We start from the raw sequence: 18,009 nt of genomic DNA, 5'->3' as shown, positions 1-18,009 counted from the left end.
TACTCCCTCCATGCGCTCTGTTTCTATAATTTGGGAAAATTGTTTCTAAATGTTCCCAAAAATAATGAATGAAGAAAATTTTTACCGAAAAGCGGTTGAACAGGCGGTAGCGCCGCCTGACCCTCCTGATGATCGTCAGCGCTCCGGGTTGCGCTTCGCCCGGCGCATCAGGCTACCGCGTGCGGTGGGGTTAGGGGGGATGTTTTTACCGGTGGCCGCCGTGTTAGTGTCGCAACCTGTCTTTGGCGGCTGGTGGCTATTGCTGGTCGGCTGGTCTTTTGTCTGGCCGCATCTGGCGTGGCAGTGGGCGGCGAAAGCCCTTGATCCGCTACGCCAGGAAATTTACAACCTGAAAGTGGATGCGATCCTCTCCGGCATGTGGATCGCGCTGATGGGCGTCAATATGTTGCCTGCCGCCGCGCTGTTTATGATGATGAGCATGAATCTGATGGGCGCTGGCGGGCGGCGCTTATTCACTGTCGGAATGGGCCTTTTGCTGGCGTCATGTCTGGTGACGTTGCAGCTTACCGGGCTACCTGTCGCGATGCGAAGCTCGTCGCTGGAAGTCACGCTCTCTTTGCCCGTCATTATGTTGTATCCGCTTCTGTTCGCCTGGGTAAGCTATCAAACGGCCATTAAATTAGCGGAACATAAGCGACGCTTGCAGGCGATGAGCTCGCGGGATGGCATGACCGGCGTCTATAACCGACGCCACTGGGAAATTTTATTACGTAATGAATTCGATCACAGCCGACGCCACCATCGGGAGGCGACATTGTTGATTATCGACATCGATCATTTTAAGAGCATTAACGACACCTGGGGACATGATGTTGGGGATGAGGCTATTATCGCCCTGACGCGTCAATTACAGATAACGCTACGCGGGAGTGATATTATCGGGCGCTTTGGCGGCGACGAATTTGCGGTGATTATGTGCGGAACGCCGGCAGACAGCGCGATTACCGCCATGTCGCGAGTGCATGAACGGCTAAATACCTTACGCTTGCCGGGCGCGCCGCAGGTCATGTTACGTATCAGCGTGGGCGTGGCGCCGTTAACGCCACAAATCGGTCATTATCGGGAATGGCTAAAGTCTGCGGATATGGCGCTTTACAAAGCAAAGAATGCCGGACGTAACCGCACCGAAGTGGCGGCATGACGTCCAGCCGGGCTTCAGGATTTACTGAGCGCCTCTGATTTTTCCATACACTTCGTCATCGCTTCTATTACCGCAGCGCGGAAGCCACGTTCTTCCAGAACGCGTACGGCTTCAATCGTCGTTCCGCCAGGCGAGCACACCATATCTTTCAGTTCGCCGGGATGCTTTCCGGTTTCGAGTACCATTTTCGCCGATCCCATGACGGCCTGCGCGGCGAATTTATAAGCCTGAGCGCGAGGCATACCGCCAAGAACTGCTGCGTCCGCCATCGCCTCGATAAACATAAAGACATAGGCCGGCGAAGATCCGCTCACGCCAACCACCGGATGGATCATCGGCTCAGCAATCACTTCCGCCCCGCCAAAGCAGCGGAAAATATTCAGCACATCAGCCGTATCTTCCGGTGTGACCAGCGCGTTGGGCGTGACGGAGGTCATTCCTGCGTTGACCAGCGACGGCGTATTCGGCATAGCGCGAATGATTTTACGGTCGTGTCCCAGCGCGCGCGCAAGCTGATCAAGCGTTACGCCTGCGGCGATAGAGACCACCAGCGAGTCTTTGTTCAGGCTGGAGGAGATTTCACTGAGCACTTTCACCATAATGCCCGGTTTTACCGCGCCGAAAACGATATCCGCGACCTGAGCGACCTCCTGCGCGCTTTGCGCCGCATTAATGCCGTACTGGTCATGCAGGGCGGCAACTTTATCGGGGGAGGGGGTGTAGACCCAGATCTGACCGGGAAGTACCTGACCGCTGGCAATCAGTCCGCCAAGAATAGCCTTGCCCATATTACCGCAGCCAATAAAACCGATTTTCTTCTCCATCTCGTCACTCCCTATGTTTGTGTGTTATGGGGAATGGTTAGCTTAACGCGGATTGAAAACGGGCAGAAGGAGAAACAGCACTTTGATGAAAGGCAAAAGCGCGAGACAATAAAAGATTGTATACCGTACGGGAGACATTATGACCATCTGGGTGGATGCGGATGCGTGTCCGAATGTCATTAAAGAAATTTTGTACCGCGCCGCCGAGCGGATGCAGTTGCCGCTTATTCTGGTTGCCAATCAGGCCTTGCGCGTGCCGCCTTCGCGTTTTATCCGCACGCTTCGCGTGGCCGCCGGGTTTGACGTGGCGGATAACGAAATCGTGCGTCAATGCGAAGCGGGCGATCTGGTGATTACCGCGGATATTCCGCTGGCGGCTGAAGTGCTGGAAAAAGGCGCTGCGGCTCTTAATCCCCGGGGAGAACGCTATAGCGACGCCACGATTCGCGAACGTCTGACGATGCGTGACTTTATGGACACGCTACGCGCCAGCGGCGTACAAACGGGGGGGCCAAACACTCTCTCGCCGCGCGATCGTCAGCATTTTGCCGCCGAGCTGGATAAGTGGTGGCTGGAAAGCCAGCGTAAAAAATAAATCCTGTAATGAAAAATTTACAGTTTATTCATTTCTGATTCTTGCTATAGTACTAATATTGTGACTTTAGTACCTTTGTGTAAATTATTATTTACATTTATGCGTTGTACTAGTTAGATGATATGATTATAACATTGCTGATATCAAATCCTGCGTATGCGCAGTTCCTGGGGGAACGCCTGCTATGATGCAACCTCTTTATCTTGTTGGCCCGCGGGGCTGTGGGAAAACCACCATCGGTATGGCGCTGGCGCAGGCAACCGGTTTTCGGTTTGCAGATACCGACCGCTGGCTGCAATCGCACGTGCAGATGAGCGTCGCTGATATCGTTGAAAAAGAAGGCTGGGGAGGGTTCCGCGCCCGGGAAACCGCGGCCCTGGAGGCGGTAAGCGCGCCTTCGACTGTCGTGGCGACGGGAGGCGGTATTATTCTCACGGATTATAACCGACGTTATATGCACCGTGTTGGCGTAGTGATTTATCTGTGCGCGCCGGTATCCACGCTGGTTAATCGGCTTGAGGCTGAACCTGAAGCGGATCTGCGCCCGACCCTCACCGGCAAGCCGTTGAGCGAAGAGGTTCGGGAAGTGCTTGAGCAGCGTGACGCGTTGTATCGCGAAACGGCGCATTACATTATTGACGCGACGAAAGCGCCGGCCCAGGTCGTTTCTGAAATTATTGCGGCGCTGCCGCCGTCGACGCAACGGTTACAGGGAGATGTCTATACTTAACGCTCACCCAGAATAAAGGAAACGCTATGCCAACCAGACCACCTTATCCGCGGGAAGCTTATATCGTCACCATTGAAAAAGGCACGCCGGGCCAGACGGTGACGTGGTATCAGCTACGGGCTGACCATCCGAAACCTGATTCGCTCATCAGCGAGCATCCGACCGCAGAAGAAGCGATGGATGCGAAAAAACGTTACGAAGATCCGGATAAATCATAGACGCATGAACCACTCGGAAGGGATTCTGAGTACCCCTAAATTGTATCTCCATCACATTCTTGAAACATTTATACTGGCAACTAAAACCGTAAATTAAGCGATAACAATACAATATTGGAGTTATTTGGAATCTTTACACAATACGTTGCTCATCTGCTGCTACGCTTTCTGAGATTTGTAGGGCAGGTAGCGCGGTGAGCGTGTGAATATTTGCCCGGGAATTACGACGAAGTAATAAGGTGGAATAAAAATGAGTGCGTCGTTGGCAATCCTCACAATCGGCGTTGTGCCAATGAGCGAAGTGTTACCGCTTCTGACGGAATACATCGACGAACAACACATCACCCATCATAGCCTGCTGGGAAAAATGAGCCGGGAAGACGTTATGGCGGATTACGCTGTAGAGCCTGGCGACGATCCGCTTTTGACGTTGCTGAATGATAACCAGATAGCCCATGTTTCCCGCCAGAAAGTGGAGCGAGATTTACAGAGCGTTGTCGAGGTGCTGGATAATCAGGGTTACGATGTCATTATACTGATGAGCACCGCGGCGATTAAAAGTATGGCAGCCCGTAATTCTATTTTGCTTGAACCGCTGCGTATTATTCCACCGCTTGTCGCCTCTATTGTGGATGGGCACCAGGTGGGCGTGATTGTGCCTGTTGCAGAACTTCTGGCGGCCCAGGAGAAAAAATGGCAGGTATTGCAAATGCCGCCGGTGTATTCGCTGGCGAATCCGGTTCACGGTTCTGAGCAACAGTTAATTGATGCCGGGCAGGCGCTACTGGATCAAGGCGCGGACGTCATTATGCTGGATTGTCTGGGGTTTCATCAGCGTCATCGGGATATTTTACAGCAGGCGCTGGATGTGCCGGTTTTACTCTCTAATGTTTTGATTGCGCGGTTAGCTTCAGAACTGCTTGTCTAATTTTACGTGACAGGCCGAACGTCAGGACTCTATATTGGGTGTTAATTTAATAATGAGACGGGGCCTGATTATGCTACAAAGCAATGAATACTTTTCCGGGAAAGTGAAGTCTATTGGATTTACCAGCAGTAGCACCGGCCGGGCCAGCGTTGGTGTGATGGCGGAAGGGGAGTATACCTTTGGCACCGCCGAACCCGAAGAGATGACGGTTGTGAGCGGCGCGTTGAAGGTACTGTTGCCGGGAACTGTCGAATGGAAAGTGTATACAGCCGGTGAGGTGTTTAACGTGCCTGGCCACAGCGAGTTTCATCTACAGGTCGCTGAGCCCACCTCGTATCTGTGCCGCTATTTGTAACGGTGAGTCCCCTCTCCGGCGGAGAGGGACCCTCTGGTTAGCGCTGCGCTTCGCCGCCTAATCCTTCCACCAGGCTTTGAATCAGCGCCGCCAGCTCGCCGGTCATCAGGATAAAGTCCGCATCAAAACGTTGGGCAAAATCTTCCCGGTCGATATCTTCGTTCTGATCGCGCAGCTCATCGCAGAATTTCAGACGCTTAATGGAGCCGTCGTCGCACATGACGAATTGAATACGCTGCTGCCAGTCGAGCGCCAGCTTCGTGACCACTTTACCCGCTTCAATATGAACGGCGATCTCGTCGCTGACCAGATCCTGCTTTTTCGCGCGGATCACGCCGCCATCTTCCAGCATCGCTTTCAATTCGGCTTCGTCCAGCAACTGGAAACCCTGAGCGACCGTACCGGAGCGCACCCACTCGGTGAGCGTCAGCTCAATCGGATTTTCCAGCGCCAGCGGGACGACCGGCAGCGAGCCAAGACTTTTACGCAGTAGCGCCAAAGTATCTTCCGCTTTTTTCGCGCTGGCGCAGTCAACCATAATCAGGCCGTTAACGGTATCAATCCACATCATTGTCTGACTGAAGCGGCTAAACGCGCGCGGCAGCAACGAATGCAACACTTCATCCTTCAGGGAATCTTTTTCCGTCTTCTTCAGCTTGCGTCCCTGATCGGCTTCCAGTTTCTGGATTTTCGCCTCCAGAGCCTGTTTGATCACTGGCGATGGCAGGATTTTCTCTTCTTTGCGCGCGCAAATAATAATTTGGCCATTGGCGGTGTGCGTTAACGCATCGCTGTGAGAGCCCATCGGCGGAACCCAGCCCATTTTGGCCATATCCTGGCTACCGCATGGGGTAAACGTCATTGAGGCGAGCTGTTTCTCCATCTCTTCGGCGCGTAATGTAATATCGCGGCTAAGACGGTAAACCATTAAATTTTTGAACCACAGCATGATAATTTCCACGGCCTTGTCGTTAAATCCAGGCGGTATAGTAACGAATTGTCGGCAGGCTTGCATTGCCAATCAGAACGGTGAATTCTACCCTGTTGATATTCCCAAAAAATGAGGAGCGGTATGTGCGTATTGGTATCGATTTAGGCGGCACAAAAACGGAAGTCATTGCGCTTGATGATGCAGGAGAGCAGCGGTTTCGCCATCGTCTGCCTACGCCGCGGGAGGATTATCAGCAAACGATAGAAACCATCGCTACGCTGGTCGACATGGCGGAACAGGCGACCGGCCAGACCGGTAGCGTTGGCATTGGCATTCCCGGTTCTCTCTCGCCTTACACCGGCGTGGTGAAAAACGCTAACTCTACGTGGCTTAACGGCCAGCCGTTCGATAGCGATGTGAGCCGTCGTCTGAAGCGTGAAGTGCGGTTAGCCAACGATGCCAATTGCCTGGCGGTATCAGAGGCGGTAGATGGCGCGGCGGCGGGGGCGCAAACGGTATTTGCGGTGATTATCGGTACCGGGTGCGGCGCGGGCGTAGCGCTAAATGGCCGGGCGCACATCGGCGGCAACGGTACGGCAGGCGAATGGGGCCACAATCCGTTGCCGTGGATGGATGACGATGAGTTGCGTTACCGCGAAGAAATTCCCTGTTATTGCGGTAAACAAGGCTGTATCGAAACCTTTATTTCCGGTACGGGATTTGCCACGGATTACCAGCGTTTGAGCGGTAACGCGCTAAAAGGCGATGAGATTATTCGTCTGGTCGACGCGCAGGACGCCGTGGCGGAACTGGCGTTAAGCCGTTATGAGCTGCGGCTGGCGAAAGCATTATCTCATGTCGTGAATATTCTGGATCCGGATGTCATTGTGCTGGGCGGCGGTATGAGCAATGTTGAGCGCCTGTACAAGACGGTTCCGTCGCTGATGAAATCGTTTGTTTTTGGCGGCGAGTGCGAGACGCCGGTACGTAAGGCGCGGCATGGCGATTCGAGCGGCGTGCGCGGCGCGGCTTGGCTGTGGCCGCTGGCGTAACGTTTTTAGCCGGATGGCGTCATCCGGCAACCGGCGTGACCGATGGCTGCTTGTGTTTTAGACGTCCGTATACCAGCAACGACGACATGGCGGAAAACGAGAGCAGGGCGGCGGGAAGCGCCACATAGTGGTACGCAAAACCTAGTGTCAGCATCAGCCCGCCGCACCAGGCGCCAATCGCGCTACCGAGATTAAACGCGATTTGCCCTCCCGCCGCGCCCAGCAGTTCGCCGCCTTTGGCGTTTTGCAGCAGCAGGATTTGCAGCGGCGCAGAGAGCGCAAACAGACCAGCGCAGCAGATAAACGCGAAAGTCAGCGATGCCGTTTTGTATTCGCTGAAGAAAAAGAGCGCCATGAGAGAGAGCACGATAACGAGGTCAGTCACTACCGCGATGCGCAGCGGAGTATATCTGCCGGAGAGTTTGCCGCTTAACAGATTGCCTAACACCATCCCCAGCCCGACCAGCATCATAATAAACGTCATGCTCGTCTCCGAAAAACCGGAGATGTACATCATAAATGGCTTGATATAGCTGAACCAGGCAAAAACGCCCGCATTGCCGAACATCGTGGCGGCGAAAATGAGCCACGGCGCAGGACTACGCAAGAAGTGGAACTGCTCGCGCAGGCTGCCTTGGGCTTTGTCGCGAATATCCGGCACCCAGAAGAAAATCGCGGTGAGCACGGCAATGTTGAAAACCGCGATCAATAAAAAGGTGTAGCGCCAGCTAAATTCCTGGCTCAGGTAAGTGCCGAACGGAATGCCCACCAGATTCGCCACCGTCATCCCTGAAACCATACCCGCGACGGCGGCGGTGACTTTCCCGGGGCGGATAATCTTTGACAGGACAATGGCGCCGACGCCAAAAAAGGCGCCGTGCGGAAAGCCGGAAACCAGTCTGCCGACGGCGAGCATCAGATATGACGAGGAAAAGGTAAATATGGCATTGCCCATCACGCACAGCGTGACCAGAAACAGCAGTATATGTTTAAGCGAAAAGCGGCTGGAAAAGAGCGCCATAACAGGCGCGCCCAGCACGACGCCGAAGGCGTAAAACGAGATCATATGCCCGGCGGCGGGAATTGTTATCCCGACATCGCGTGCCAGCTCCGTCAGCACGCCCATAATGCCAAACTCGGCCATCCCCAGTCCGAACGTACCCAGCGCCAAAGAAAAAATAACTTTTTTCATACCACCTGCCGAAAATAAAGGCGCATGTTGCGCGCTGTGGCTGTGAATTGTCACAGCCAATCAACGTATAGCTTGCGGATAAGCGCGAGGTAATACCATTCCTTATCCGTCTTTGTGTATTCATTATTATGCTATGTCATGACGGTATGCTGTGCGCAGGATGACACTCGCGTTACTCCACAGCAAACGCTTTGTCCAGTTTGCTATAACCAAGCCCATTGATTTTTTTCACTTTTATCTGCACGGGGATACGTTCTTTCATGGCTTCCACGTGGCTAATCACACCGATGGTCTTCCCGCTGGCATTCAGCGCGTCGAGCGCATCCAGCGCGGCGTCCAGCGTTTCGCTATCAAGCGTGCCGAAGCCTTCGTCGAGGAACAAAGAATCAATGCGCGTTTTATGGCTGACCAAATCTGATAACGCCAGCGCCAGCGCCAGGCTGACCAGGAAACTTTCGCCGCCTGATAACGTTCGCGTATCGCGCACGGCGTCGGCCTGCCAGGTATCGACAACCTCCAGTTCCAGCGCGTCGCTGGCTTTGCGCTGCAATAAATAGCGGCCATGCAGGCGGGTGAGCTGATGATTCGCCAGCCAGACCAGATTATCCAGCGTCAGTCCCTGGGCGAATTTGCGGAACTTATCACCTTCTTTAGAGCCGATCAGCGCATTGAGATAGCCCCAGTCTTCCACTTGCTGAGAGGCTTGCTTCATTTCCGCCATCAGCGCGCGTTGGCGCTGCCGATTATCTGCATCCTGTTTAATTTGCTGGCGGATTTCCCCTTGGCGTGTTGTGTTCTCGCGCAGTTGTTGCGCCAACTGCGCCAGCCGCTGCACGAGCTGCTCCGCCGTACACGTTGGGTCCAGACCGGCGGGCGGCTGTTGCTGATGGTCAGCCAGCGCCTGCGCGGACTGCGCGCTTAACGCCTTCGCTTGTTGTAGCTGACTTTCCAGCGTTTGTTGTTGTTTTTCCAGACGGGTCACGGTCTCTTCATCCAGCAACGCCGCCAGGAACGTTGCCTGGCTGTCAAACGGGCTATTTTTTAACGCCGCATCAAAGTGCGCTATCGCCTCGGCGGCGCGCTGCTGTTCCTGCGTCGTCTGTTCCTGCAGGGTTTGCAACTGGCTTTGTAATGACACGCACTCATCATGCGCCTGCCGCCAGTTATCCAGCGGCACGTCGTCGTCGGAATCCGCGGTATCCGTTTGCGGTAGCGTCTCCAGCAACGGGGCAAGCCTGTCGATCTGCGTTTGCAAATCCGCGAACTCAGTCTGACGCTGTTGCCATATTTTCGCTTCGTCGGCGCGCTCATTCAGCCACGAAGCCTCGTCTTCTGGCGCAGGAAGGGAAAGCGTATACTGCGCCAAATCAGCCGTCAGCGACGCCTGACGCTGCGCAATCTGCGCGGTAAAGCGCGCTACCTGTTCAGTATGCGCCGCGATTTGCGTTTGTAGAGCATGACGCTGGCTGAGCTGATCCAACTGTTGCTCATGCTCTTCCGCGGCGGTCAGCCAGCCCGCGAGGTCTTCTTGCGGCTGGAGCTGAACGCCCAGCGTAGCGCACAGCGTTTGCCATTCCTCAGTAAGCGCTTGCTCCTCCTGCAACAACGACTGCGCCTCGCTTTCATCCCGCTGTAATTGTTGCGTTAAGGCATCTAACTGTCCTCGCAGCGCCGCGCCTTCTTCCGCCAGCGTTTTGACCTCTTTTTCCAGCGCGTCGCGGCGGGTTTGATTCGCGCTCAGTTCCAGCGCCTGATAGGCGGCGATGGCGGGGTGCGTCGTCGAGCCGCAAAGCGGACACGGCTGGCCGGACTGTAAGTGCGCCCGCTGGCTTTCCAGATCTTTGATGCGCGCCTCCTGCTCGCAAATAGTGCGAACGTCCGCAAGCTCCTGCGCTTTAGTCTTATAACTCAAACGCTTATCCGCCAGACGTTGGGTGTATTGCGCCTGCTCCTGATGATGACGCGCGATAGCTGCCTGTAGCTGCGCCTGACGCTTTTGTTTCGGGAGAATTTGCCCCTGAAGCGCGGCGAGACGATGGCGTAGCGGACGCTGCCGGGTATGCAATGCTCTGGCTTCCGCCAGCGCCTGTGGCGTGAGGTCGAGCGTGAGCGGCGGTAGCGCATCACGCTGACGCGTATCGCTCAGCAACTGCTGTTGCCATTGGCTCAGTTGCGCCCGATCGTGGGATTGTTGTGTTAATAATGCTCGCCACCCCGCCAGTTCGCTGCGCCAGACGCGGATGCCGTCATGTTCCGCCAGCCATGTCTTCAACCGCTGCCCTGTGGCGTTCAGTTGCGTGAATTGTCGATGCGCGCAGGCGCGGATACGCTGGCGCAGGCGATACGCGCTTTGTAAGCGAGCATTCACTTCATCACTGTGCTGGCGAACACGCTCAACGGCGCGGGTTTGTTCCTGAATGCGCTCCCAATGCGGGCGCAACTGGCGAGCAGGTTGCGCCAGAGTCAACGCCGCGAGCTGCGGCTGCGCTTTTTCTAGCGCCTCTTGCGCCGCGTACAGCGCCTGCTGCCGGGCGTGTAATTCAGTGTGGAGCTCGTTTTTTCGGGTCAGCCAGTGAAGGTGCTGCTGCTGTCCCTGCTGGTCGGCCAGCAGGCGTTTCTCTTCGTCAGTAAGCGCCTGCAAACTGGCTTCCAGTTGCTGTAACTGTTCGTCCGCCAATAGGGCGACGCCGCTGGCCTGCGCTTGTAACTTTTCCAGTTCGAGACGGGCTGCTTTATGTTTTTCAAATACCTGTGCGGAGATCTGCCCGTAAATCTCAGTGCCGGTGAGCTCCTCCAGAAGCTCTGCGCGCTCTTTCGCTTTGGCGTTAAGAAAGGCGGCGAACTGCCCCTGTGATAACAACATCGAACGGGTGAAGCGCCCGTAGTCCAGCCCGGTCAACGTGGCGATCATCTCCAGTTTATCCTTTACCTTATCGGCAAAGATCTTTCCGTCTGAACACCGTGCCAGCTCTACGCGTGGGGCCTGGAGATTGCCGTCAGGCTGATTTCGGGCTCGGTTCTGGCTCCAGAACGCGCGCCAGGCTTCGCCTTTTACCTCAAACTCCACTTCGGCCAGACATTCCGCTGTATCGCGCGTCATCAAATCGTTTTGCGATTGCGATACCGTATTCAGGCGCGGCGTTTCGTGGTACAGCGCCAGGCAGATGGCGTCAAGCAAGGTGGTTTTTCCCGCGCCGGTCGGGCCGGTAATGGCGAATAACCCGTTACTGGCAAACGGTTCGGCGGTAAAGTCGACCTTCCATTCTCCTTTCAGCGAGTTCAGGTTTTTCAGACGCAAACTGAGAATTTTCATGCCTCATGCTCCTCATTCAACGCGTAGAGCGTGCTGGAAAAGAGCTGATTCAGGCGCTCGCGCTGCGGGGGATCTAACGCTTCCAGCGCCAGACGCCGCGCAAAAACCTCCTCCACGCTAAGCTCGCTTAATGTTTCCCGCCGCTCGTTCGCCAGCGAGCGCTCGCGCTGTTCGCGGCTACGGCGCACCAGTAATACCTCTACGGGGAGTGACTCCGTTAATGTCTGTATTCTGCGTTGGATATCGTGCAGATAATCATCGGTGGTGATTTCAATATCCAGCCAGACGGGGGGCGATTGCTCAACGCCGCGCCACTGCTCAAGCTGTTCGGTAATTGACGCCAGGTCGCCTTTTAAAACCGCCAGCGGTTGAGTCACGGGGACAGCCAGACTTTCGGTACTTTGCCATTTCCCCTGCTCGAAGGTCACCAGATGCACGCATTTGCTTTTGCCGCACTCATCAAAGCTGAGGGCGATGGGTGAGCCGCAATAGCGGATATGCTCCGTGCCGCCGACACATTGCGCGCGGTGAATGTGTCCCAATGCGATATAATCCGCGGGGGGGAAATGCTGCGCCGGAAAGGCATCCAGCGTACCGATATAAATGTCGCGAACCGCATCGCTTTTGCTGGCGCCGACGGTGGTTAAATGTCCCGTCGCGATAACCGGCAGCTTTCGTTCGCCGCGTAGCTGGCACGCTTCCTGATACTGCTGTTGATAATAATCGGCAATCGCATGAAGAAGTTGCTGCTGTTTCTCGCTGCCGGATAATCCCGCCTGACTGGTAATAATGTCGCGCGGGCGCAAAAAGGGAATGGGGCACAGTACGGCGCCCGGAGACCCGTCGCGACGATGAAGTAGCCGCGGCGCATAGCCCGCGCTGGCGATCACGGTTGTATTGAGAAACGCCAGAATGTCGCGCGATTCGTTTAGCGTGGCGACGGAATCATGATTACCGGCCAGCACCACCAGATGACAGCCCGTTTGCTGTAAATTAACGACGAAACGGTTATAAAGTTCTCGGGCATAGCTTGGAGGCGAACCGGTATCAAAAATATCGCCAGCGACAATAATGGCATCCACCTGATGGGCCTGCGCGGTCTCCAGCAGCCAGTCCAGAAAAGCCTGATGCTCCGCGGCGCGGCTTTTACTGTAGAAATTTTGTCCCAGATGCCAGTCAGAGGTGTGGAGGATGCGCATAATTGTTCCATGCAAAAAAAGCGTGAACGGGATTATACACGTCATCCCTTCCATTTTTGGGCGCAATTTACCGCCGGTACACGGTAATGCATGGTTTCACCGGTGTCATAAATCATCAACATGCTGTCAATGCCGCCTTTTTTTTTCATAAATCTGTCATAAATCTGACGCATAATGGCGCGGCATTGATAACTAACGACTAACAGGGCAAATTATGGCGAGACGTATTCTGGTCGTAGAAGATGAGGCGCCGATCCGTGAAATGGTGTGCTTCGTGCTCGAACAAAATGGCTTTCAGCCCGTAGAAGCCGAAGATTATGACAGTGCGGTGAATAAACTTAATGAACCCTGGCCGGATCTCATCCTTCTTGACTGGATGTTGCCCGGCGGGTCAGGGTTACAGTTTATTAAACATCTCAAACGTGAAGCCATGACCCGGGATATTCCTGTGGTTATGCTGACCGCAAGAGGTGAGGAAGAAGATCGTGTGCGCGGGCTGGAAACCGGCGCTGACGATTACATTACCAAGCCGTTTTCCCCCAAGGAGTTGGTGGCGCGCATTAAAGCCGTTATGCGGCGCATCTCGCCGATGGCGGTCGAAGAGGTGATCGAGATGCAGGGACTGAGCCTTGATCCCGGCTCTCACCGCGTGATGACCGGCGACAGCCCGCTGGATATGGGGCCGACCGAATTTAAATTACTCCATTTCTTTATGACGCACCCGGAACGGGTTTACAGTCGCGAGCAGCTACTCAATCATGTCTGGGGCACCAATGTGTACGTTGAAGACCGGACGGTCGACGTGCATATTCGCCGTTTGCGTAAGGCGCTGGAGCACAGCGGCCACGACCGGATGGTGCAAACGGTACGCGGGACAGGGTATCGTTTTTCGACCCGCTTTTAATGCCTTTTCCGCCAGTAGAACACAGGTTTCTGGCGGAGAAGGCTTTCCATTCTTGAGGGAGTATGACGCGTGCTGGAACGGCTGTCATGGAAAAGGCTGGTGCTGGAGCTGGTGCTCTGTTGCATCCCCGCGCTTATCCTTAGCGCTTTTTTTGGTTATCTGCCGTGGTTTTTACTGGCGGCGGTGACGGGACTGCTTGTCTGGCATTTCTGGAATTTGTTACGCCTCTCCTGGTGGCTTTGGGTCGACAGAAGTATGACGCCGCCGCCGGGACGGGGAAGTTGGGAACCGCTGTTATACGGTTTACACCAGATGCAGTTGCGAAATAAGAAGCGTCGCCGCGAGCTGGGGAACCTGATTAAACGTTTTCGCAGTGGCGCGGAGTCGCTGCCTGATGCCGTGGTACTGACCACAGAAGAGGGCGGCATTTTTTGGTGTAACGGTTTGGCGCAACAGATACTGGGGCTACGCTGGCCGGATGACAACGGGCAGAATATTCTCAATCTACTGCGTTATCCGGAGTTTACCCAGTATTTAAAAACGCGTGATTTCACCCGTCCGCTTCATTTGGTGCTCAATACCGGGCGGCACCTGGAGATCCGCGTCATGCCTTATACCGATAAACAACTCCTGATGGTGGCGCGCGATGTGACGCAAATGCATCAGCTTGAAGGCGCCAGACGTAACTTTTTCGCCAACGTTAGCCATGAGTTGCGTACGCCCTTGACGGTATTGCAAGGCTATCTGGAAATGATGCAGGAACAGGCGCTGGAAGGGGCGACGCGAGAGAAAGCGCTGCATACGATGCGCGAGCAAACGTATCGTATGGAAGGGCTGGTAAAACAACTGCTTACGCTGTCTAAAATTGAGGCGGCCCCGGCGCTGTTATTAAATGAAAAAGTGGATGTACCGATGATGCTGCGGGTCGTGGAGCGTGAAGCGCAGACGCTCAGCCAGCAGAAACATACCTTTACGTTTGAGGTCGACGATAGTCTTAGCGTTCTGGGCAACGAAGAGCAGCTACGTAGCGCGATCTCAAACCTGGTGTATAACGCGGTAAACCATACGCCGGCGGGAACGCATATTACGGTGAGCTGGCGACGTGTCGCGCATGGCGCTGAGTTTTGCATTCAAGATAACGGTCCGGGGATTGCTGCCGAGCATATTCCTCGTCTGACCGAACGCTTCTACCGTGTCGATAAAGCGCGTTCGCGGCAAACGGGCGGCAGCGGCCTGGGATTGGCGATTGTGAAACATGCGTTGAATCACCATGAAAGCCGCCTTGAAATCGACAGTTCGCCTGGCAAAGGAACGCGATTTAGCTTTGTGCTGCCGGAACGTTTAATTGCCAAAAATAGCGATTAATTGCCTTTCGTAAGTATAACTTTCCATAAGCCAGCGGATGCTGGCTTATTTTCTTTGCAGTTAAGACGGGCTCGTTGAAACATTCAACGTTTGGTGGTTTTTTGTTCGCATGATTAGCCATAACTTTTTCATGAGAATGGTGTTTTATTCTGGTTGTAAATTTCATATCGCTATATTCATCTGGTTTTTAGATCCCACCTTGCTTTAAAACGTTATAAGCGTTTAAATTGCGCTTCAGGTGCTGTCATTACGACTGCATTTGCGCGGTAAATCGAAAAACAATTCTTCGCCGCATCGGTCCGGGAGCTTTTCCCGCTGAAATTGATAAAAAACGCCGCTTTATAATCCTCCGGGAAAGGCAAAAATTTTAATGTTTACAACATCACCATCCACAGGCAGTAAGACTTTATGACCCATCAGTTAAAATCGCGCGATATCATCGCCCTGGGCTTTATGACATTTGCGCTGTTCGTTGGCGCAGGCAATATTATCTTTCCTCCTATGGTCGGTTTGCAGGCGGGTGAACACGTCTGGACAGCCGCTATTGGCTTTCTGATTACCGCCGTAGGGCTACCGGTTCTTACTGTTGTGGCGCTGGCGAAAGTCGGCGGCGGCGTAGACAGCCTCAGTACGCCGATTGGTAAAGTGGCGGGACTCCTGCTGGCGACCGTTTGCTATCTGGCCGTCGGGCCGTTATTTGCGACGCCGCGTACCGCGACGGTGTCGTTTGAGGTCGGTATCGCTCCGTTGACTGGCGATTCTGCAATGCCGTTGCTGATTTACAGCGTGGTCTATTTCGCTATCGTTATTCTGGTTTCCCTCTATCCGGGTAAGCTGCTGGATACGGTAGGGAATTTCCTGGCGCCGTTGAAAATTATTGCGCTGGTCATCCTGTCCGTCGCGGCTATCGTTTGGCCTGCCGGTCCAATCAGCAACGCCCTGGACGCTTATCAGAATGCGGCCTTTTCTAACGGATTTGTGAACGGCTATCTGACGATGGATACGCTGGGCGCGATGGTGTTTGGTATCGTTATTGTGAACGCGGCGCGTTCTCGCGGCGTGACCGAAGCGCGCCTGTTGACGCGTTACACGGTCTGGGCCGGCCTGATGGCGGGCGTGGGGCTGACGCTGCTTTACCTTGCCTTGTTCCGCTTAGGTTCTGACAGCGCGACGCTGGTCGATCAGTCAGCGAACGGCGCGGCGATTCTTCATGCCTACGTTCAGCATACCTTTGGCGGCGCGGGAAGCTTCCTGCTGGCGGCGCTGATCTTTATCGCGTGTCTGGTGACGGCGGTGGGGCTGACCTGCGCCTGCGCTGAGTTTTTCGCGCAGTATATTCCGCTGTCTTACCGCACGCTGGTCTTTATTCTCGGCGGCTTCTCTATGGTGGTGTCAAACCTCGGACTGAGCCATCTGATTCAAATCTCCATTCCGGTGCTGACGGCTATCTATCCGCCGTGTATCGCACTGGTTGTATTAAGTTTTACCCGCTCATGGTGGCATAATTCCACCCGTATCATCGCGCCGGCCATGTTTATCAGTCTGCTTTTTGGTATCCTTGACGGCATCAAAGCATCTGCCTTCGGCGATATGCTGCCAGCCTGGAGTCAGCGTTTGCCGCTGGCGGAACAGGGACTGGCTTGGTTGATGCCAACGGTGGTGATGGTGATCCTGGCGATTATCTGGGATCGCGCGGCGGGTCGGCAGGTGACCTCCAGCGCTCACTAAAATCGCTGACATATGTGTACACCACGGGGCTTAACGCCCCGTGGTTTTTTATTGTGTTGATAGGTCAGAAATTGATGGAAAGCAATAATAAGCTAAAGCGTGGGCTGAGCACCCGGCACATTCGCTTTATGGCATTAGGTTCGGCAATCGGCACCGGCCTGTTTTACGGCTCGGCGGACGCCATCAAAATGGCGGGGCCGAGCGTGCTGTTGGCCTATATTATTGGCGGGGTCGCGGCATATATCATTATGCGCGCATTGGGGGAAATGTCCGTTCACAACCCTGCCGCCAGCTCATTTTCGCGCTATGCGCAGGAAAACCTCGGCCCGCTTGCGGGCTACATTACCGGCTGGACCTACTGTTTTGAGATCCTGATCGTCGCCATTGCCGACGTGACCGCGTTCGGCATTTACATGGGAGTCTGGTTCCCCGCCGTGCCGCACTGGATTTGGGTACTTAGCGTGGTGCTGATCATTTGCGCCATCAACCTGATGAGCGTCAAGGTGTTCGGCGAGCTGGAGTTTTGGTTCTCCTTCTTCAAAGTCGCCACCATTATTATCATGATTGTCGCGGGTATCGGCATCATTGTGTGGGGAATTGGCAACGGCGGGCAGCCGACCGGCATTCATAACCTGTGGAGCAACGGCGGCTTCTTCAGCAATGGCTGGTTGGGAATGATCATGTCGCTGCAAATGGTGATGTTCGCTTACGGCGGGATTGAGATTATCGGTATCACCGCCGGGGAAGCGAAAGACCCGGAGAAATCCATTCCGCGCGCCATTAACTCAGTACCGATGCGTATCCTGGTATTTTATGTCGGCACGCTGTTCGTCATTATGTCTATCTATCCGTGGAATCAGGTCGGCACAAACGGCAGTCCATTTGTGCTGACGTTCCAGCATATGGGGATTACCTTTGCCGCCAGCATTCTGAACTTTGTGGTATTGACCGCCTCGCTTTCCGCTATCAACTCCGATGTGTTTGGCGTAGGCCGTATGCTGCATGGTATGGCGGAGCAGGGGAGCGCGCCGAAAGTCTTTGCTAAAACGTCACGCCGTGGTATTCCGTGGGTCACTGTGCTGGTGATGACGATTGCGCTGCTGTTTGCGGTTTACCTGAACTACATCATGCCGGAAAACGTCTTCCTGGTGATTGCTTCGCTGGCGACGTTTGCGACGGTATGGGTATGGATTATGATCCTGCTGTCGCAAATCGCCTTCCGTCGTCGTTTACCGCCGGAAGAGGTAAAAGCGCTGAAATTTAAGGTGCCGGGCGGTGTCGTAACGACGATAGCGGGTCTGATTTTCCTGGTCTTCATTATTGCGCTTATCGGCTACCATCCGGATACCCGCATCTCACTGTATGTGGGCTTCGCCTGGATAGTTCTGCTGTTGATTGGCTGGATATTTAAACGCCGTCGCGACCGTCAATTGGCGCAGGCGTAGTCGTTTTTCTCTGCCTTATCCGGTCTGCAGGCAACGGTAGACCGGATAAGCGGAGCCGCTTCTCCTCC

The 18,009-nt window shown here is 54.6% G+C and carries 16 protein-coding genes; 11 read left to right on the top strand and 5 right to left on the bottom strand.

The window, feature by feature from the left end; translation table 11 throughout:
* Positions 1 to 49 precede the first annotated feature (49 nt).
* Positions 50 to 1,162, top strand: a complete 1,113-nt coding sequence (gene adrA, locus ACLJNW_RS12930; protein WP_024154475.1) for a diguanylate cyclase AdrA — start codon at positions 50 to 52, stop codon at positions 1,160 to 1,162.
* Between the two features lie 14 nt (positions 1,163 to 1,176).
* On the opposite strand, the gene proC is transcribed toward adrA, so the two are convergent.
* A complete protein-coding gene (gene proC / locus ACLJNW_RS12925; protein ID WP_000412195.1) occupies positions 1,177 to 1,986 on the bottom strand; it encodes a pyrroline-5-carboxylate reductase in 810 nt (269 codons plus the stop codon).
* Positions 1,987 to 2,125: 139 nt separating this feature from the next.
* Between proC and ACLJNW_RS12920 the strand changes: the two genes are divergently transcribed.
* The 5 genes from ACLJNW_RS12920 (at position 2,126) to ppnP (ending at position 4,812) form a co-directional block, all read left to right on the top strand.
* Positions 2,126 to 2,581 carry a YaiI/YqxD family protein gene (locus tag ACLJNW_RS12920; RefSeq protein WP_000158137.1) on the top strand — a complete coding sequence of 152 codons (456 nt, stop codon included), beginning with the start codon at positions 2,126 to 2,128 and terminating at the stop codon, positions 2,579 to 2,581.
* A gap of 184 nt (positions 2,582 to 2,765) precedes the next feature.
* The gene (gene aroL / locus ACLJNW_RS12915; RefSeq protein ID WP_000983565.1) at positions 2,766 to 3,311 is read left to right on the top strand and encodes a shikimate kinase AroL; all 546 of its coding nucleotides are present in this window, start codon (positions 2,766 to 2,768) and stop codon (positions 3,309 to 3,311) included.
* A 26-nt stretch (positions 3,312 to 3,337) separates the two neighbouring features.
* Entirely contained in the window at positions 3,338 to 3,529 is a 192-nt protein-coding gene (yaiA, locus tag ACLJNW_RS12910; RefSeq protein ID WP_001143161.1) for a protein YaiA, read from the top strand.
* A 250-nt stretch (positions 3,530 to 3,779) separates the two neighbouring features.
* On the top strand, positions 3,780 to 4,457 hold the full coding sequence (locus tag ACLJNW_RS12905) for an AroM family protein (RefSeq protein ID WP_001276437.1): 678 nt from the start codon (positions 3,780 to 3,782) through the stop codon (positions 4,455 to 4,457).
* Positions 4,458 to 4,527: 70 nt separating this feature from the next.
* Positions 4,528 to 4,812, top strand: coding sequence for a pyrimidine/purine nucleoside phosphorylase (ppnP, locus tag ACLJNW_RS12900; protein WP_000941953.1), 285 nt, complete (start codon positions 4,528 to 4,530; stop codon positions 4,810 to 4,812).
* Positions 4,813 to 4,849: 37 nt separating this feature from the next.
* Here ppnP and rdgC read toward each other — a convergent pair whose 3' ends face one another.
* Positions 4,850 to 5,761, bottom strand: a complete 912-nt coding sequence (gene rdgC / locus ACLJNW_RS12895; protein WP_000964305.1) for a recombination-associated protein RdgC — start codon at positions 5,759 to 5,761, stop codon at positions 4,850 to 4,852.
* A 125-nt stretch (positions 5,762 to 5,886) separates the two neighbouring features.
* Between rdgC and mak the strand changes: the two genes are divergently transcribed.
* Positions 5,887 to 6,795, top strand: coding sequence for a fructokinase (gene mak, locus ACLJNW_RS12890; RefSeq protein ID WP_001219277.1), 909 nt, complete (start codon positions 5,887 to 5,889; stop codon positions 6,793 to 6,795).
* Between the two features lie 19 nt (positions 6,796 to 6,814).
* Here the strand turns inward: mak and araJ are convergent, their stop codons facing one another.
* The 3 genes from araJ to sbcD form a co-directional block, all read right to left on the bottom strand.
* Positions 6,815 to 7,987, bottom strand: coding sequence for an MFS transporter AraJ (gene araJ, locus ACLJNW_RS12885; protein WP_024154476.1), 1,173 nt, complete (start codon positions 7,985 to 7,987; stop codon positions 6,815 to 6,817).
* A gap of 172 nt (positions 7,988 to 8,159) precedes the next feature.
* On the bottom strand, positions 8,160 to 11,300 hold the full coding sequence (gene sbcC, locus ACLJNW_RS12880; RefSeq protein WP_058663537.1) for an exonuclease subunit SbcC: 3,141 nt from the start codon (positions 11,298 to 11,300) through the stop codon (positions 8,160 to 8,162).
* Entirely contained in the window at positions 11,297 to 12,499 is a 1,203-nt protein-coding gene (gene sbcD / locus ACLJNW_RS12875) for an exonuclease subunit SbcD (protein WP_001221261.1), read from the bottom strand. The genes sbcC and sbcD overlap by 4 nt, the downstream gene beginning before the upstream one ends.
* A gap of 214 nt (positions 12,500 to 12,713) precedes the next feature.
* On the opposite strand from sbcD, the gene phoB reads away from it, so the two are divergent.
* The 4 genes from phoB to proY all read left to right on the top strand — a co-directional run bounded on the left by phoB (position 12,714) and on the right by proY (position 17,941).
* Positions 12,714 to 13,403 (top strand): phosphate response regulator transcription factor PhoB, encoded by a 690-nt coding sequence (phoB, locus tag ACLJNW_RS12870; RefSeq protein WP_000113921.1) that lies wholly within the window; start codon positions 12,714 to 12,716, stop codon positions 13,401 to 13,403.
* A gap of 69 nt (positions 13,404 to 13,472) precedes the next feature.
* Positions 13,473 to 14,768 (top strand): phosphate regulon sensor histidine kinase PhoR, encoded by a 1,296-nt coding sequence (gene phoR / locus ACLJNW_RS12865; RefSeq protein WP_000893645.1) that lies wholly within the window; start codon positions 13,473 to 13,475, stop codon positions 14,766 to 14,768.
* Between the two features lie 408 nt (positions 14,769 to 15,176).
* Positions 15,177 to 16,496: a branched-chain amino acid transporter carrier protein BrnQ gene (gene brnQ, locus ACLJNW_RS12860; protein ID WP_000149625.1), complete on the top strand. Its 1,320-nt coding sequence runs from the start codon at positions 15,177 to 15,179 to the stop codon at positions 16,494 to 16,496.
* Between the two features lie 74 nt (positions 16,497 to 16,570).
* Positions 16,571 to 17,941 (top strand): proline-specific permease ProY, encoded by a 1,371-nt coding sequence (gene proY / locus ACLJNW_RS12855; protein ID WP_001555879.1) that lies wholly within the window; start codon positions 16,571 to 16,573, stop codon positions 17,939 to 17,941.
* Positions 17,942 to 18,009: the final 68 nt, after the last annotated feature.

Origin of the sequence: Salmonella sp. SAL4457 (genome assembly GCF_046548235.1) — a bacterium.
GTDB classification, from domain to species: domain Bacteria; phylum Pseudomonadota; class Gammaproteobacteria; order Enterobacterales; family Enterobacteriaceae; genus Salmonella; species Salmonella enterica.
Note: the sequence above shows the minus strand (reverse complement) of the source record. Positions and strands in the feature narration are given on the sequence as shown.

Excerpts from the sequence above, each read along its gene's own strand:
- ACLJNW_RS12905 (WP_001276437.1), top strand. The coding sequence starts at position 3,780 with ATGAGTGCGTCGTTGGCAATCCTCACAATCGGCGTTGTGCCAATGAGC.
- sbcD (WP_001221261.1), bottom strand. The coding sequence starts at position 12,499 with ATGCGCATCCTCCACACCTCTGACTGGCATCTGGGACAAAATTTCTAC.
- rdgC (WP_000964305.1), bottom strand. The coding sequence starts at position 5,761 with ATGCTGTGGTTCAAAAATTTAATGGTTTACCGTCTTAGCCGCGATATT.
- ppnP (WP_000941953.1), top strand. The coding sequence starts at position 4,528 with ATGCTACAAAGCAATGAATACTTTTCCGGGAAAGTGAAGTCTATTGGA.
- ACLJNW_RS12920 (WP_000158137.1), top strand. The coding sequence starts at position 2,126 with ATGACCATCTGGGTGGATGCGGATGCGTGTCCGAATGTCATTAAAGAA.
- yaiA (WP_001143161.1), top strand. The coding sequence starts at position 3,338 with ATGCCAACCAGACCACCTTATCCGCGGGAAGCTTATATCGTCACCATT.
- aroL (WP_000983565.1), top strand. The coding sequence starts at position 2,766 with ATGATGCAACCTCTTTATCTTGTTGGCCCGCGGGGCTGTGGGAAAACC.
- brnQ (WP_000149625.1), top strand. The coding sequence starts at position 15,177 with ATGACCCATCAGTTAAAATCGCGCGATATCATCGCCCTGGGCTTTATG.
- proY (WP_001555879.1), top strand. The coding sequence starts at position 16,571 with ATGGAAAGCAATAATAAGCTAAAGCGTGGGCTGAGCACCCGGCACATT.
- sbcC (WP_058663537.1), bottom strand. The coding sequence starts at position 11,300 with ATGAAAATTCTCAGTTTGCGTCTGAAAAACCTGAACTCGCTGAAAGGA.
- phoB (WP_000113921.1), top strand. The coding sequence starts at position 12,714 with ATGGCGAGACGTATTCTGGTCGTAGAAGATGAGGCGCCGATCCGTGAA.
- araJ (WP_024154476.1), bottom strand. The coding sequence starts at position 7,987 with ATGAAAAAAGTTATTTTTTCTTTGGCGCTGGGTACGTTCGGACTGGGG.
- adrA (WP_024154475.1), top strand. The coding sequence starts at position 50 with ATGTTCCCAAAAATAATGAATGAAGAAAATTTTTACCGAAAAGCGGTT.
- proC (WP_000412195.1), bottom strand. The coding sequence starts at position 1,986 with ATGGAGAAGAAAATCGGTTTTATTGGCTGCGGTAATATGGGCAAGGCT.